This is a genomic window from Streptomyces lydicus (assembly GCF_000717345.1).
GTDB lineage: Bacteria > Actinomycetota > Actinomycetes > Streptomycetales > Streptomycetaceae > Streptomyces > Streptomyces lydicus.
Genome location: NZ_JNZA01000002.1, coordinates 17,359 through 32,357 on the forward strand (window position 1 = coordinate 17,359; position 14,999 = coordinate 32,357).

The 14,999-nt window shown below is 73.2% G+C and carries 15 protein-coding genes; 7 read left to right on the forward strand and 8 right to left on the reverse strand.

The genetic code is table 11. The annotated features are described in order from the left end of the window. The first annotated feature begins 125 nt into the window (after positions 1-125). On the forward strand, positions 126-503 hold the full coding sequence (locus OO62_RS41640; protein WP_051732510.1) for a chaplin: 378 nt from the start codon (positions 126-128) through the stop codon (positions 501-503). A 148-nt stretch (positions 504-651) separates the two neighbouring features. Here the strand turns inward: OO62_RS41640 and OO62_RS01590 are convergent, their stop codons facing one another. Then, positions 652-3,549 carry a M48 family metalloprotease gene (locus tag OO62_RS01590; RefSeq protein WP_033265304.1) on the reverse strand — a complete coding sequence of 966 codons (2,898 nt, stop codon included), beginning with the start codon at positions 3,547-3,549 and terminating at the stop codon, positions 652-654. A gap of 139 nt (positions 3,550-3,688) precedes the next feature. Beyond that, positions 3,689-4,564: a SigB/SigF/SigG family RNA polymerase sigma factor gene (locus OO62_RS01595; RefSeq protein ID WP_033265305.1), complete on the reverse strand. Its 876-nt coding sequence runs from the start codon at positions 4,562-4,564 to the stop codon at positions 3,689-3,691. A gap of 235 nt (positions 4,565-4,799) precedes the next feature. On the opposite strand from OO62_RS01595, the gene OO62_RS01600 reads away from it, so the two are divergent. Further along, on the forward strand, positions 4,800-5,363 hold the full coding sequence (locus OO62_RS01600) for a hypothetical protein (RefSeq protein WP_033265306.1): 564 nt from the start codon (positions 4,800-4,802) through the stop codon (positions 5,361-5,363). Between the two features lie 37 nt (positions 5,364-5,400). Continuing rightward, a complete protein-coding gene (locus tag OO62_RS01605; protein WP_033265307.1) occupies positions 5,401-5,922 on the forward strand; it encodes a hypothetical protein in 522 nt (173 codons plus the stop codon). 143 nt (positions 5,923-6,065) lie between these two features. Here OO62_RS01605 and OO62_RS01610 read toward each other — a convergent pair whose 3' ends face one another. Continuing rightward, positions 6,066-6,461 carry a cupin domain-containing protein gene (locus OO62_RS01610; RefSeq protein WP_033265308.1) on the reverse strand — a complete coding sequence of 132 codons (396 nt, stop codon included), beginning with the start codon at positions 6,459-6,461 and terminating at the stop codon, positions 6,066-6,068. A 52-nt stretch (positions 6,462-6,513) separates the two neighbouring features. Here OO62_RS01610 and OO62_RS01615 point away from each other — a divergent pair, with 52 nt between their 5' ends. Both OO62_RS01615 and OO62_RS01620 read left to right on the forward strand, forming a co-directional pair. After that, the gene (locus tag OO62_RS01615; protein ID WP_033265309.1) at positions 6,514-7,506 is read left to right on the forward strand and encodes a helix-turn-helix domain-containing protein; all 993 of its coding nucleotides are present in this window, start codon (positions 6,514-6,516) and stop codon (positions 7,504-7,506) included. Between the two features lie 110 nt (positions 7,507-7,616). Next, entirely contained in the window at positions 7,617-8,366 is a 750-nt protein-coding gene (locus OO62_RS01620; protein WP_033265310.1) for an SOS response-associated peptidase, read from the forward strand. Between the two features lie 36 nt (positions 8,367-8,402). Here OO62_RS01620 and OO62_RS01625 read toward each other — a convergent pair whose 3' ends face one another. From OO62_RS01625 to rpmB, 3 genes are all read right to left on the reverse strand, one after another. Next, positions 8,403-8,984 (reverse strand): hemerythrin domain-containing protein, encoded by a 582-nt coding sequence (locus OO62_RS01625; protein ID WP_033265311.1) that lies wholly within the window; start codon positions 8,982-8,984, stop codon positions 8,403-8,405. A gap of 282 nt (positions 8,985-9,266) precedes the next feature. Further along, positions 9,267-9,572 (reverse strand): 30S ribosomal protein S14, encoded by a 306-nt coding sequence (gene rpsN, locus OO62_RS01630; RefSeq protein ID WP_033265312.1) that lies wholly within the window; start codon positions 9,570-9,572, stop codon positions 9,267-9,269. After that, positions 9,572-9,808 (reverse strand): 50S ribosomal protein L28, encoded by a 237-nt coding sequence (gene rpmB, locus OO62_RS01635; protein ID WP_033265313.1) that lies wholly within the window; start codon positions 9,806-9,808, stop codon positions 9,572-9,574. The genes rpsN and rpmB overlap by 1 nt, the downstream gene beginning before the upstream one ends. A 65-nt stretch (positions 9,809-9,873) precedes the next feature. Here rpmB and OO62_RS01640 point away from each other — a divergent pair, with 65 nt between their 5' ends. Together OO62_RS01640 and rpsR are read left to right on the forward strand one after the other, a co-directional pair. Continuing rightward, a complete protein-coding gene (locus OO62_RS01640; protein ID WP_051732512.1) occupies positions 9,874-11,061 on the forward strand; it encodes a CobW family GTP-binding protein in 1,188 nt (395 codons plus the stop codon). Positions 11,062-11,114: 53 nt separating this feature from the next. Beyond that, positions 11,115-11,351 carry a 30S ribosomal protein S18 gene (rpsR, locus tag OO62_RS01645; RefSeq protein WP_033265314.1) on the forward strand — a complete coding sequence of 79 codons (237 nt, stop codon included), beginning with the start codon at positions 11,115-11,117 and terminating at the stop codon, positions 11,349-11,351. 95 nt (positions 11,352-11,446) lie between these two features. On the opposite strand, the gene OO62_RS01650 is transcribed toward rpsR, so the two are convergent. Beyond that, a complete protein-coding gene (locus OO62_RS01650; RefSeq protein WP_051732514.1) occupies positions 11,447-13,921 on the reverse strand; it encodes a SpoIIE family protein phosphatase in 2,475 nt (824 codons plus the stop codon). Between the two features lie 74 nt (positions 13,922-13,995). After that, positions 13,996-14,979 carry an NADP-dependent oxidoreductase gene (locus OO62_RS01655; RefSeq protein ID WP_228332591.1) on the reverse strand — a complete coding sequence of 328 codons (984 nt, stop codon included), beginning with the start codon at positions 14,977-14,979 and terminating at the stop codon, positions 13,996-13,998. Positions 14,980-14,999: the final 20 nt, after the last annotated feature.

Here is a 14,999-nt window from a genome sequence, read left to right on the forward strand (position 1 = left end):
ACAATTCACCGCAATAGGGCCAAAAGGCTGAAAAATTCGCAAAGCCTTTACAGCGGCTGCATATACGCCGAAAACAGATAACAGGAGGCGGCAGCGAGCCGCTGGAATCGACCGGGAGATTTGTTATGTCACGCTTCACGCGAGTGACTGCTGTTGCCGCCCTTGCGGCCAGCGCGGCGCTGGGCGGCATGTCGCCAGCGTTTGCAGACAGTGACGCGGCGGCCGGCGCGGTCGGGTCACCGGGAGTGCTGTCGGGCAATGTGATCCAGATCCCGATCCACATTCCGCTGAACATCTGCGGCAACACCATCAACGTCGTGGGGCTGCTGAACCCGGCCTTCGGCAACACCTGCTTCAACGGCAACACGGAGCGCCGGCTGTTCATCCGCCACGAAGAGCACCGTCAGTTCCACCACCACCACAGGACCTTCAAGAAGAAGCACCACAGGAGGCACCACGAGCCGTCCGGTGGCGTGCACACCGGTGGCGGCGGCCTGGCGTAACGCGGCCACTGTCCCGGGAGGCGCCGTCGACCTCGACGCCGTCCGGGACGGCCGCTGAACACCCGCACCACCAGGCCCTGGGCCGGGCCGTCTGCACCAACAGCCCTTCCCTTCCCACCGGAGCAGACGGCCGGGCCCAGGCCCACCCCTATTTGGCCGCCCATGTGGCGGCCTTCGTGATGTCCTTGACGGTGCCGGTGAGGCCGCGCACGCCCACGACGATCCCGTTGAGGGAGGTGGCGAAGAGCTGCGCACGCTCCGCCTCCGACCGGTGCGGGGCGCCCTTGGGCGGGATCAGCGCCGCCTGGCAGACCCGGGTCCCGCTGCGCACCCGCGCCAGCGCGTCCGACCATGCGTCCTGGAGGCCCTGGTCGGGCACCGGAAGGTAGTTCTGGGCCTCTTCGACCCGCGTGCCCAGGGCACCGCAGAGACGGTGGAACGGCTTCTCGTCCACCGACACCTTCCCGTTCTTGTTCCGCGGCTGGGCCGCGACCTTCAGGATCTCGGAGTTCAACGCCAGCGAGGCGGTCGCGATCTGCCGGGCGTACCGGGCTCCGCCGTTGTTCAGCCACGACCAGACCTGCCACGTGTGGAGCTTGGACTTCCGCCCCGGCGGGGTGGGCTCCGGCTTCTTCTTGTTCGGTTCGGCCGGAGCCGGCGCGCGGTGCGGTGCGGCCGCATCCGTCTGCTGCGACAACTGGCCCGCGACGGGCGAGGCGGAGGGCAGGGTGTTGATCACGACGGCCAGCAGCAGAGCGGGCACGCCGAGGGCGAGGACCGTGGCCGTCTTCAGGAACCGCAAGCGGCGGCGTACGGGCGCCGTCGACGCCGGCAGCGCGGGGACGTCCGGCCTCGGGCGGCCGCGCAACCGCCGTACGGACCAGGCCACGCCGGCCCCCACCAGGGCCGCGCAGCCCGAGCCGAGGACGGCGTTGGGGAGGGTGAGGAGGGTGACCCCGCGGTCGACGACCAGGCCGTTGTGCGCGTGCCACTGGCAGCGGTCGAAGACGGTGTTCAGCGGTCCCAGACAGCCGTCGGCGGAGTAGAGCAGGAACACCCCGCCGTACGACGCCAGTTGGACCACCTGTGCGGCGATCAGCGCGCGCAGCAGCCAGTGCCGCCGGGAGAAGGCCGCGACGAGGGCGGCCGTCAGCAGGCAGGCCGCCATCAACCCGACGATCATCCACCACGCGTGGACGACGAGGAACGGGCCGGTCCGCGCCTTCGGAGTGGCCGGGCGCTGGACGTACAACGCGATCTGGGCCGTGGCCAGGCCCGCCCAGGACAGCAGACCACCCGCGAGACCGGCGCCGAGGGTCCGCCGCACCCGCAGCCCGGGGCCGGCGCGCTGCAGCAGCAGAAGGACCAGCGGGACGAGCCACAACAGGAGCGCCGCGGCAGCGACCAGCGCGTCGCCGTGCAGCGGTGTCAGCAGGGACATGCCGGCGGAGAGGGTCGACAGGTCGAAGCCGTAGTCCTGCCAGCGGCCCGGCACCATCTCGCGGTACTGCTTGGCCAGTCCCTCGCCCGGATCACCGGCGCCCAGGGCGATGCGCTCACCGCCCCACCGCCACCACAGCAGGCCCGCCCACAGCACCGTCATGGTGACCAGCGCGCAGAGCCCCGCCACCGCCCAGCGCACCCCCCGCTTCGGCAGACCGAGGACGAGGCGCAGGGACTGGGTCCACCACACCGCGGGTACGGCGCCGATGAACAGGAAGACGAGCAGCAGCTGGGGCTGCTGCGGCAGCCAGTCGAGCCGGTACTGGCCGCTGGCCACGAACTCCCCCACCAGCAGGCCGCAGCCGAGCCAGAGGCCCGCGGTCGCGCCGGAGTCCGTAGGCCCGTCCGCCCGCGCGGCCCGCACGACCGGGAGGCCCAGGGCGCAGCAGAGGACCGGGGTGATCAGCGCGAGCGTGGGCCAGAGGGCGTTCGGCCGGCCGCCTGACAGGAAGGGCAGCGTGCCCAGCGACGCGTACAGGAGCGAGGCCGAAGCGCCCGTCAGGAACATCTCCAGCGGGCTGACCCGGAGGAGCCGGCCGGCGTCGGCGAGGACCCGTCGGCGCTCCGCCCAGTCGGGGTGGGTGCGCAGCAGCGTGGTGAGCCGGCGCAGCAGGGGCGGCACCACGCCGGGCGGCTCGGACCGGTCCCAGGTGGCGGGGTGGGCGCCCCACGCCACCGCCTGGAGGTCGGCATGGAACTCCCGCCGGCGCAGCAGGTCGGCGCGGGCCAGGTGCACCAGTCCGGCCAGGAGGAGGCAGGCGAAGACGGTGGACAGCATCTCGGGCAGGGCCCCGGGCCACCACGGGGAATCGGTGCCGGACAGGGCCAGGGCGATGATCCAGCCGACCAGGACGAATTCCGGCAGCAGGGCGAGGAGGACGAAGACCCGCCACAGCGCCGTACTGGCGTAGGCGTAGTCCACGTCGCGGTGGTGCACGTGGGCGAGTTCGTGCAGGACGACGGCGCGGAACCCCTCGGGGTCGGTGCCGCGCCGGGCCAGCAGGCCCGCGTGCAGGCACACGGTGTAGTCACCGGTGCGGCCGTAGACGCTGGCGCCGGAGGTCAGCCGGCGCGGATCGACGCGGAACCGCAGATCGGAGCGGACCCCGGTGCGCTCGCGCAGTGCGGCCAGCTCGGCGCCCAGCGTGCCGTCGGCGTCCACGTCCTCGACCGGCAGCGTCGTGCGCCGCCGGTCACGTACCTTCGGCAGCCACCAGTACACGAGTCCCGCGACGGCGAGCAGTACGAGGGTCGCGAGCGTGCCCCGGTACGACTCCGGCTGCTCGCCGAGGCACTTGACCAGGGCCTCGGGGCGGCGCAGGGTCGCCACCAGATTGTTCAGGTCGGTGGTGGAGGGGTCGTAGCCGGCGGCGTACAGGCAGCCCACCGCGCCGTCGAAGCCGCGCCGGGGATTGTCGGTCTCCGCCACGACGCCGAAGAGCCCGTCGAACAGGGGGATGCTCGACACCGTCACAAGGGCCATCAGCAGCACGAAGCGGGGCCCGGTCCCGGTGGCGCTCCTGAGCGCGGTGAAGAGCCTCACGAGGCGGTGCCGCGTTCCGCCGGCACTTCGCGCAGGTCCTCACGTACAGACACCGTCAGCCACCCCAACCCCCGTATGCGGCAAGCCTGTTGAGCTTACTGCAGGGCCACGGGCGGAGGTATCCCCAGCGGAATTCCCGCTACGCCTCGGCGAGAAGTTGTTCGCGCAGGCTGCCGCACAGGCGGGCCAGCAGGCGGGAGACATGCATTTGGGAAAGGCCCAGCTCTTTGCCGATTTCGGACTGGGTCATCTCCGCTCCGTAGCGCAGCCGGAGCAAGGTGCGTTCGCGGTCGTTCAGTTTGGCCAGGTGCGGTTTGAGGGCCTGCACGTTCTCGGCGAGCGCGAGGGCCGGGTCGTCGGAGCCGAGGAGTTCGGTGATGAATCCGGTGCGCTCGGAAGGGCCGCCCGCCTGGAGGGGGCGGTCGAGGGAATCGCTGTCGTAGCCGTTGCACGCCACCAAGCCCTCCGTCACCTCGCCCTCGTCGGCTCCGATACGGCCGGCCAACTGCGCGGCTGACGGCTCCTGTACGCCGTCGGCCTCCAGTTGCTCGCGGGCGCGGGCGATCTCGATGCGCATCTCCTGCAGGCGGCGCGGCACCCGCACCGCCCAGGTGGTGTCGCGGAAGAAGCGTTTGATCTCGCCCTGGATGTAGGGAACGGCCAGGGTGGTGAACTCCACGTTGCGGCTGGGCCGCCAGCGGTCGATGGCCTTGATCAGCCCGATCGTGCCGACCTGAAGGATGTCGTCGACCGGCTGACCGCGCCGGGTGAACCGGCGGGCGGCGTAGCGCACCAGGCTCAGGTTCATCTCGATGAGGGTGTTGCGCACGTACTGGTATTCATCGGTGCCCTCGTCCAGCGCCCGCAGCCGCAGCAGAAAGGTCTTGGACAGCTGACGGGCGTCGGCCGGCGCCATCCGCTCGGGCCGCGCGGCCGCCGTCGGGGCCGGGACGGCACACACCCTCGCTGACGTCGGGAAGGCCGCGGTGGCCGCCGTCGTGGCGCTCTCGCTCATCCTCTGGCTCCCGCCGGTTGCGGATCCCCCGTCCTTCTCTCGCGGTTACCCGGCCGCCGCGCCGACATGTGGGGAACCGGGGAAGCGCGTGCGGCACGGCCGTTCGGCATCGACGGTGAGAGGCCCGGGAGAGCATCGCTTCCCGGCGGCTGGGGCCGCGGCATGTGGTTGACCGGTCAACCACATGCCGCGGCCCTAGACTGAGAACAATGCGTAGTTTAAGGAGGTTTGCCCGATGTCAACAGGGACCCTTCTGGCGATCATCATCCCCGTCGTGGTGGTGGTTGCTCTGCTGGCCGTCGCGATCACGCTCTTCGTCAACCGGCGTCGCCATCTCCAGGAACGCTTCGGCCCGGAGTACGAACGCACCGTCGAGGGAGCCGACAGCCAGCTGGCCGGTGAGCGCGAGCTGAGATCTCGCGAGAAGCGTCATGACGCGCTGGACATCAAGCCGCTGCCCAGCAGCAGCCGTGAGCGGTACAGCCGGGACTGGGCCGGCGTGCAGGACGAGTTCGTCGACCGTCCGGAAGAGGCCGTGCACGACGCCGACCGCCTGGTGACGTCGCTGATGCACGAGCGGGGCTATCCGACCGAGAACTTCGAGCAGCAGCTCAGGGACCTGTCCGTCGAGCACAGCCGCACGATGGAGCACTACCGCGCCGCCCACGAGGTCGACGCTCTCGGCACCGCGCACCGGGCGACCACCGAGCAGCTGCGGGGCGCCATGGTGCACTACCGCGCCCTGTTCGACGAACTGCTCGCCGACGGCGGCGGAGGGGCGCGGCACGCCCGGGCCTGAACTCCCACCGCCCTCCACGGAACCGAAGGATGAACCTATGGAACGCCACGCCGCACCCGAGCCCGGCTCCGGTCAGAGGGGTCTGACCACCGAAGACCTGGCCCAGCCCACCGGTCCCCCGGACGAAGGCCCGCAGCCGCCACTCGACGCGCCCACGCTCCCCGGAGAGGCCACCGCCACGCGGACCGGATCCGCGCAGCCGGAGCCGGAGCCGGACATGGGCGCGGAGGCCGAGGGCGGGCGTACTGCGGCCCAGGGCGCCGCCGGCCGGGGCACCTCCGACGAGGAGGCCCCGCAGCTCCTCTCCGACAAGGACGCCGACGGGTTCCGCGACCGCTGGCAGGAGATCCAGAACAGGTTCGTGGACGATCCGCGCGAAGCCGTGCACGGTGCCGACGCGCTGGTCGCCGAGGTGATGCAGACGCTCGCCACGACGTTCGCCGACCACAAGCAGTCCCTGGAGGGGCAGTGGAACCGCGGCGAGCAGGTGGACACCGAGGGCCTGCGGCTGGCCCTGCGCCACTACCGGTCCTTCTTCCACCGTCTGCTCGCGGAGTAGGCGCGACGGCCCCGACGGGCCGACGACCGCGCCGTCGCCGAACACCGACAGGGGAGGTCCTGCCGGTGTTCGGCGGCGGTGCGGCTCCGTGGGCGAAGGGGGCGGTGGAGCGTGCGCGGGGGGGGCAGCTACCTGACGGCTGATCAGTTCGTCAGCGTGTGCCCGGTGGTCGCGTCCACATGGGCCGGGACCTCGTCGTGGCGGTCGCCCACCGTCAGGGTCCCGGTGGGTTCGAACATCAGGATCGCGGTGCGGGACGGCGCGGACGGCTTGTGCTCGGTGCCCCGGGGGACGGTGAAGACGGCGCCCCGTGGGAGGCGGACCGTGCGCTCGCCCGCCGGCTCCCGCAACGAGAGGTGCAGTTCGCCGTCGAGCACGAGGAAGAACTCGTCGGTGTCCTCGTGGACGTGCCAGACGTGTTCGCCCTCGACCTTGGCGATGCGGACGTCGTAGTCGTTGACGCGGGCGGCGATGCGGGGGCTCCACAGGGCGTCGAAGGAGGCCAGCGCCTCGCCGAGGAGAAGCGGTTCGTTGCTCATGGGCTCATCCTCCGCCGTCCCCCCGTGCCGGCGGGAGTGCTAGAAATCGCATATGGCGAAAGAATCCTCGCACGCGGGCCGCCGGGCCGGCCCGCACCGCGTCGTGGTGATCGTGGACGAGAACTCCAACCCCTTCGAACTCAGCTGCGCCATTGAGATCTTCGGCCTTCGACGACCCGAACTCGGCCGCGAGCTCTACGACTTCACGTTGTGCTCCGCGGAGCCCCGCACGCTGATGCGGGACGGCTTCTTCACGCTTTCCGGCGTCGGGGACCTGGCGGCGGCCGAGACGGCGGACACCCTGATCGTCCCCAACCGTCCCGACGTCGAGGTGCCGCGGCGCCCGGCCGTGCTCGATGCCGTGCGGCGGGCGCACGCCCGCGGGGCGCGTCTGATCGGCTACTGCAGCGGCGCCTTCACGCTGGCCGAGGCCGGGGTCCTCGACGGCCGCCGGGCCACCGCGCACTGGCAGTGGGCGGATTCCTTCCGGGCCCGCTTCCCGGCCGTCCGGCTCGAACCGGACGTGCTGTTCGTGGATGACGGCGACATCCTCACCGCGGCGGGCAGCGCCGCCGCACTCGACCTCGGGCTGCACGTGGTCCGTCGTGATCACGGCGCGGAGGTCGCCAACGCCGTCAGCCGGCGCCTGGTCTTCGCGGCCCACCGGGACGGCGGACAGCGGCAGTTCGTCGAGCGGCCGATGCCCGACCTGCCGGACGAGTCCCTGGCCCCGCTTCTCGCCTGGGCCCAGGAACGGCTGGACGCCCCGCTCACGGTGGCAGACCTCGCCGCCCGGGCGGCGGTCAGTGCGGCGACCCTGCATCGCCGGTTCCGGGCCCAACTGGACACCACTCCGTTGGGCTGGCTCACCGCGGAACGGCTCGCGCTGGCCTGCCGCTTGATCGAGCGCGGCGAATCCCGGTTCGAGGTGGTCGCCCGGAGCAGCGGGCTGGGCACCGCCGCCAATCTGCGTGCGCTGATGCACCGCGAGATCGGCATCAGCCCGTTGGCGTACCGGCGCCGGTTCGGGCCCGCGGCCGGCTGACCGGGCTCCGGGCGGGCCGCCACACCCTGCCTGACCTGCGGTGCGGCCGGCGAGAGCCGGGCTCGCGGCTTTCCCGCCCGCCGCGGTGTGCGGCGTGGCAGGGTGGGGGTATGTGCGGTCGATACGTTGCCACCCGGAGTCCGCAGGACCTGGCCGGGCTCTTCCACGTCAGCCGGTGGAACCCGGAGACGCTGCTGGCGCCGAGCTGGAACGTCGCGCCCACGGACGAGGTGTGGGCGGTGCTGGAGCGCGCCGACCGCGGGACCGGAGAGGTGGAGCGGCAGCTGCGGCCGCTGCGCTGGGGGCTCGTACCGTCCTGGGCGAAGAGCCTCACGGTCGGGTCGAAAATGATCAACGCGCGGGTGGAGACGGTGCACGAGAAGCCCGCCTACCGCCGCGCCTTCGCCAAACGGCGCTGCCTGCTGCCGGCGGACGGTTTCTACGAGTGGCAGCAGCTGCCCGCCGAGGGCGGCGCGAAGCCCCGCAAGCAGCCGTACTTCATCAGCCCCGAGGACGGCGAGCTGATGGCGATGGCGGGTCTGTACGAGTTCTGGCGGGACCCGGAGGTGGCGGCGGACGACGATCCGGCGGCGTGGTGGGCGACCTGCACGATCATCACCACCGAGGCCACGGACGCGGCCGGCCGGATCCACCCGCGGATGCCGCTGACCGTCGCCCCGTCCCACCACGAGGCATGGCTCGACCCCGCGCACCAGGACTCCGACGAGCTGCGCGCGCTGCTCGACACGCCCGCCGACGGCCGCCTGGACGCCCGCGCGGTCACCACCGCCGTGAACAACGTCCGCAACAACGGCCCCCACCTCTTGGACGAGGCACCGCCCGCAGGCGCGGCCGGCTGACCGGTCCCGGCCGGCGGGACCCCGGCCCCGGACCGGTCAGCGCGTCCCGGGAGGTTCCGGGCGCCGGCCGCGGCCGGTGACGTAGTCGCGCACGCGGTCGACGAGTCCGAGGCCGGGGGCCAGCAATTTGTTGGCCGGCGGGGTGCTGGGCGCTTGCGGGTGCGGCCGCGTGGGGGCCTGCTCCTTCGCCTCCCGGACCTTTCGCCCGAGGCTCTCCAGAACGAACGGGTGCACCCCGTCGCGCAGCTGCGGGAAGAGGTTGTCCTCCTCGTCCCGGACGTGGGCGGTGACCTCGGTGCGCAGCTCGCGCACCAGCCGGTCGAAGTCGGCGTCCTCGGCGTCGCGCCCCTCCAGTTCCTTGAGCAGCCGCTCGACGCGCTGGTGGTCGGCGATCTCGCTGTCCGCCAGCAGGTCGCCGTTCTCCAGGTGTTCGCGTACGGCGGGGTAGAGGTGCATCTCCTCGGCGACGGAGTGGCGGATCAGCTCGATGGTCAGGGCGTCCAGGAACAGCTTGCGCTCGATGCACCCGGGGGCCCGGCTCTCGAACTGCTCGAAGAGTTCGTCCACCTCTCGGTGATCGCCGGTCAGCTCCTCGATGACGTCCGCAACGTGCTCCATGATCCGCCTTGCCCTCCGGTCATTGCTGGGGCGCAGGGGTCACGGGTGCGCCAGAGCAACGGATTCCCGACTCGTCCGGCCGCTCATGCCCCGGCAGCCGAAATTGCGCCGGATGCGGGGCAACCGGCGGCGGGCCGCTCCCCCTCGCTGCCCGGGGAGGACGCCGCGGCCCGGTGCGTGGGGGCCGCGGCGTCACCCCGGCCCCCACGGCTCGCTTCGCCGGCCGCGCGCGCCTGCCCGGACGGCGCCGGGCGCACCGCGGAGGGCCTCAGCGGCAGGTCGTCACCAGGACGACTTGGTGACGCCGGGGAGGAACCCGGCGTGCGCCTGTTCGCGCGTCCGCAGGCGGGAGAGGCCGAAGGTGCGCAGATAGCCGCGGGGCCGGCCGTCCACACTGTCCCGGTTGCGCACCCGGGTCGCGCTGGCGTCGCGCGGCTGGCGTCGCAACTCGGCCTGGGCGGCGGTCCGTTCGGCCTCGGTCGAGGAGGGCCGCCGGATGATCTCCTTCAGCTCCGCACGCCGGGCCGCGTACCGCTCGACGATCTCCTTGCGCCGCTCGTTCTTCGCGATCTTGCTCTGCTTCGCCATCAGACCTTCTCCCCTCGCGCGCGGATGCGCGCCACCGCGGCCTCGACGCCGATCGCGTCGACCGTCTTGATCGCCCGGGCACTGAGCGTGAGCCGCACATGGCGCCCCTCGCTCGCCAGCCAGTAGCGCTTGCGCTGGATGTTCGGGTCGAACCGGCGGGAGGTCCGCCGGTGCGAGTGGGAGACGGTGTTGCCGAATCCCGGCCGGGCGCCGGTCAGTTGGCAGTGGGCGGACATGGCGCTGCCTCCCTTTCGTCGTTCACGTTATCGGAAATGGAAACCATTCCCATATAGTAGCGCCCATGGCACGCAACCTCTCACGCCCGGCCCATCCCTTCCCCGTCGTCCTCATCGGCGGGCTGCACTCCGACGCCCGCGCGGAGGTGGTGCGGCGGCTGCTGCACACCGTGCGCGGCAGTGTGGCGCTGCACCACGACCTCTCCACGGCGGCGGCGGGCACCGTACGGCGCACCGTGCGCGACGCCTCGGGCGAGCTGTCCTCGGGCGAGGCGCCGCTGGTCAACGACTGTGCCTGCTGCGCGCTGCGCGCGGACGTGGTCCCCGAACTCCAGCGGCTGGCCGCCGGCGGCCGGCACCGGCTGGCGGTGGTCGAACTGTGGGATTCCGTCGAGCCGCGGGCGATGGCCGAGGTCATCGCGGCGCACGGCGGCGAGACGCTGACGCTCTCCACGGTGATGACCGCCGTCGATCCCGCGCTCGTCCTGCCGTACCTCTCCAACGGAGACGATCTGGCGGAGGCGGGTCTCGCGGCGGCGGCCACCGATCGACGGACCGTCGGGGACACCTGGGCGCGCCAGCTGGAGTACGCCGCGGTGCTCGCGCTCGTCGACACCGGGGCCGCGGACGACGAGGACCGTGCGCTGCTCGCCCAGCTGCACCCGACCGCACGGCAGGTGCCCGTCGCGTCCCGGCAGCTCGCCGAGGTGGCGTTCGCCGGGACTGCCGGGTCCGCCGGGTTCGATGTGGAGGCGGCCGCGGCCGCCCAGCACCCGGCCTGCGCGCTGCTGCCGCAGGACGCCGAGGAGTCGGGAGTCGGCACTTTCGTGTGGCGGCGCCGGCGGCCGTTCCATCCGGAGCGGCTCTACCAGGCGCTGGAAGACCTGGCATGTGCGGCGGCCCGCAGCCGGGGCCGCTTCTGGCTCGCCGACCGGCCCGACACCCTGCTGTCCTGGGACGCCGCGGGTGGCGCGCTGTGCGTGGAGAACACCGGCCCGTGGCTGGCGTCGCTCCCGGACGCCGCCTGGGACATGGTGCCGCCCGCGCGCCGGGCGGCGGCCGCCCTCGACTGGCATCCCGAACTCGGCGACTGCGGCCAGCACTTGGTCTTCACCGCACCCGGCCTCGACCGCACCGGCCTGGCGCGGCTGCTGGACTCCTGCCTGCTGACCGACGCCGAGTTCGCCGGCGGGCGGGAGGCGTGGCGGCGCCTCCCGGCCTCGTTCGACGCGCTGCTCGATCCCGTCTCCTGAACACCCACGAGACACCGTTCACCCCTCCCGCACCACCGAGAGAAGGAATTCCCATGCCCCGTCGCTCCGACCCCCGCAAGCCCCTCAAGGCCCGCCCGAACCCGCTGGACCAGGCCGGCATCACCTCCATCGACTACAAGGACACCGATCTGCTGCGGAAGTTCCTCTCCGACCGCGGCAAGATCCGCAGCCGCCGGGTCACCCGGGTCACCGCGCAGCAGCAGCGCCGGCTCGCCCGCGCCGTCAAGAACGCACGCGAGATGGCACTGCTGCCGTACGCCCCCAGGTAGGCGCGCCGTCCCCTCCCGCGGGTTCGCCGGGGAGGCCGGGCCCGGTCCGGCCTCCCCGGCGCTGCGGCGTCGCCTCGCGCGCCGGGTCCCCGGCGTCAGTGTGGCGGTGTGACCGGGCGGTACTCGGTCAGGAGGAGGGCGATGTCGTCGGCCCGGTAGGAGGAGTGGCGGGCGTGCTGGAGGAGGCGGTCGGCGAGTTCGTCCAGGGAACCGGCGGGGGCGTGGGCCAGGGCCGCCCGCAGCCGGTCGATGCCCACGTCGATGTCGGTGCCGCGCTCCTCGGACAGGCCGTCGGTGTAGAGGGCCAGGATGGAGCCGGGCGCCAGGTCGATGGGGGTCTGCGGATAGTCGCTGGCGGGGTCGACGCCGAGCAGCGGGCCGGTCTCCGGGTTCAGGACCTCAGCGGTCCCGTCGGGATGCCGTAGCAGGGGCGGCGGATGGCCCGCGCGGACGGCGTGGACGCGGTGGCTGCCGGGGTCGAGGGCGAGGTAACAGCAGCTGGCGAGCAGACCGGAGTCGAGGTCGAGGAGGGTGCGGTTGACGCCGGCCAGCACCTCGCCGGGCGCGTGCCCGACCGCGGCGAAGGCCCGTACGGCACTGCGCAGTTGGGCCATGGTCGCGGCGGCGGCGATGCTGTGGCCCTCGACGTCCCCGATGACCAGGGCCACGCCCCCGGCGGTGGGGATGACGTCGTACCAGTCGCCGCCGATGTCCATCCCGCTGGTGCAGGGCAGGTAGCGGGCGGCCGTGCGGACGTAGGGGAGTTCGGGCAGCCGGTGCGGCAGCAGGCCCCGCTGGAGGCCACGGGCGAGGGCGAACTCGGCATCGTAGAGCCGTGCGCGTTCCAGGGCCTGGGCGATCAGCCCGGCGAGCGCGGTCAGCACGCCGCGGTCCTTGGTCGTGAAGTGATGGACCTCGTCGAACCCGAGCACACAGGTGCCGACGGGACGACCGGAGGCGATCAGCGGCAGATACGCCCAGGAGTTCACCTCGCCGGTGGGGATGTCGGGGTAGCCCTCGGCGAGCACCCGCCGCGTCTCGATGAAGAGCGGGATGCCGGACGTCAGCGTCTCGGTGCCGGGCAGCCGGGCGTGCAGCGGCATGCCCTCCAGCCAGTCGAGGAAGCTTTCGTGGTGGCCGGTGTGGAAGCTCAGGTGCATGGTGCCGTCCCGGACCACGTACAGGGCGAGCTGCTGGCCGCCGAACGCCGGGAGGAGCTGGTCCGCGACGACCTGGCAGACCTCGCGGACGGTGACCGCCTCGGTCAGCGCGCTGCCCAGCTGCAGCACGTGGTACATCACGCCCAGGCGTGCGGGAGCCGCGGCCGGGGGCGGCGGCTCCGCGGGCGCCTCCTCGGCCGAGGGCGGCCGGCCGACGGCGACCACCCGGCCGGTCACGCCGTCCGCGTCCGGGTGCAGGGAGAAGGCGAGCCAGCAGTCGGGCGGGCGGCAGGCGACGAACGAGGACGGCGCCTGCGAGATCATCACCGACCGGTGCCGGAACTCGAAGGCGGGGTCGGACAGCCACGGCAGGGCGTCCCACAGGCACTGCCCGAGCAGCACCTCGCCGCGCACGTCCAGCAGTTCCGCGAGGCTGCGGTTGGCGTAGCTCACCCGCCCGTCCGGGGTGAGCGAGAACAGTCCGTCCCGCAGCCGCTCGACGGCCGCGGTGGCCGCGCGGCCGGCTCGCGGGTCGATGACCACGCCCACCAGGTGGCTGCGCGCCCGCTCGTCGCGCACCTCCGGCACCCGGCCCCAGATGTCGACGGTGCGGTACCGCTCGCCGCCCGCCCCCTCCCCCTCGTCCTCGCGGACGCGCAGGGACCGCGAGACGAGCCTGCCCTCGGCGACCGCTGCCCGGGCCGCGGCGCGGAAGGCGGCACGGTCGCCGGGGTGGACCCGCGCGGCGAGGGTGTCCGCCCGCCCGTCGAAGGCGCGGGGGTCGAGGCCGAAGAGGGCGCAGAGTTCGTCGTCCGCGAGGAGGGCGCCGGTGCGCAGGTCCCAGTCGAACAGGCCGGCCCGCACGGCGGGTGCACCGGGGGCGGGCATCTCGACGGGCAGCGCCTGCGGATCGCACTCGACGGGATCGCCGGTACGGGCGCGCAGGGCCGCCAGGGAGGAGCCCAGCCGGCCGGCGAGCGCCCGCAGATGACGGCGCCGGCTCTTGGAGAGCCCCGCGCTGCCCGGTGGCGCCGCCCAGACGACCGCCAGCGCCCCGAAGGTCTCCCCGCCCGCGCCGACCGGCACCGAGCAGGAGCCGAAGGCGTACGGCAACGCCACCGCGAGCTGGGGGTACCGGCGCACCGTCTCGTCGGCGTCGGCCAGGTGGACCGTGCGCCCGGTGCTGAAGGCCACGGCGACCGGAATCGGGCTGCTCACCGGAATGAGCCGCCAGCCGCCCAGCAGGGACGGCGGCATCCCACAGGTCGCGGCGAGCACGAGCGCGCGGCGGTCGCGGGAGCGCAGAAAGACGCTTCCGGAGTACGCGCCCGCGCCCTGGACCGCCTTGCCGAGGGCGACTGTCAGCAGGTCCTCGCGCTCCGCCGTCTCGCCAACGGTCACCGCGCCCATGTCTCCAGTGTGCGCACTGCCCGGCCCGCCGGCCCAGCCGGTGACCGCCGGCGGCCCGGGCGGCGCGGCGGGCCTCAGCCCGCGACGTTCAGCACGATCTTGCCGCGGGTGCGTCCGGTCTCCCCGAGGCGGTGCGCCTCGGCGGCCTGCTCCAGGGGGAAGACGTCGGCGAGCTCCACGGTGAGGGCGCCCTCCGAGAGCAGCTGGGCGATCCGGGCGAGCGCCGCACCGTCCGGCTCGACCAGGAACGGGCTGGTCCGCAGGCCCCGGTCCGCAGCCCGTGCGGCCAGCTCGGGCGCCACCCCGGACGGTACGGCGACCAGCAGTCCGCCGGGGGCCAGGACGTCGAGGGAGCGGGTGCTCGTGGCGTCCGCCTCGTCACCGACGAGGTCCACCACCACGTCGACGTCCTTGACCGCCTCCTCGAAGCGGACGGCGGTGTAGTCGATCAGCTCGTCGGCGCCCAGCTCGCGGAGCCACTCGTGCCGGCCCGCGCGGGCGGTCCCGATCACCTGGGCCCCCAGGTGCCGGGCGATCTGCACGGCGAAGTGGCCGACCCCGCCGGCGGCGGCGTGCACCAGCACCCGCTGCCCCGGCCGTACCTCCGCCGCGTCGACCAGGATCTGCCAGGCGGTGAGCGCGGCCAGCGGGACCGCCGCCGCCTGCTCGTGGCTCAGCGCGGCGGGCTTGCGGACGAACTGCCGGGCCGGCGCGGTCACGTACTCGGCGTACGCCGACGCGGCGCGGGGGAACCAGGGCATGCCGAAGACCTCGTCCCCCACCTCAAGGGTGTGGACCCCGAAGCCGACCTCCTCGACGACTCCGGAGACGTCCCAGCCCAGGGTGAACGGCGGGTCGCCGAGCACACCGGCCATCCCTCCCCCGGTCCGGGTCTTCCAGTCGACCGGGTTGACCCCGGCGGAACGGACCCGCACCAGCACCTCGGTCGGCAGCGGCACCGGTCGGGCGACCTGCGCGGTGCGCAGCACCTCGGGCCCGCCGAAGGTGTCCTGGACGAGGGCGCGCATGGTCGGCGCGGCAGGGTTCGGGCTGGTCATGGGGGTCTCACTCCTGGGAA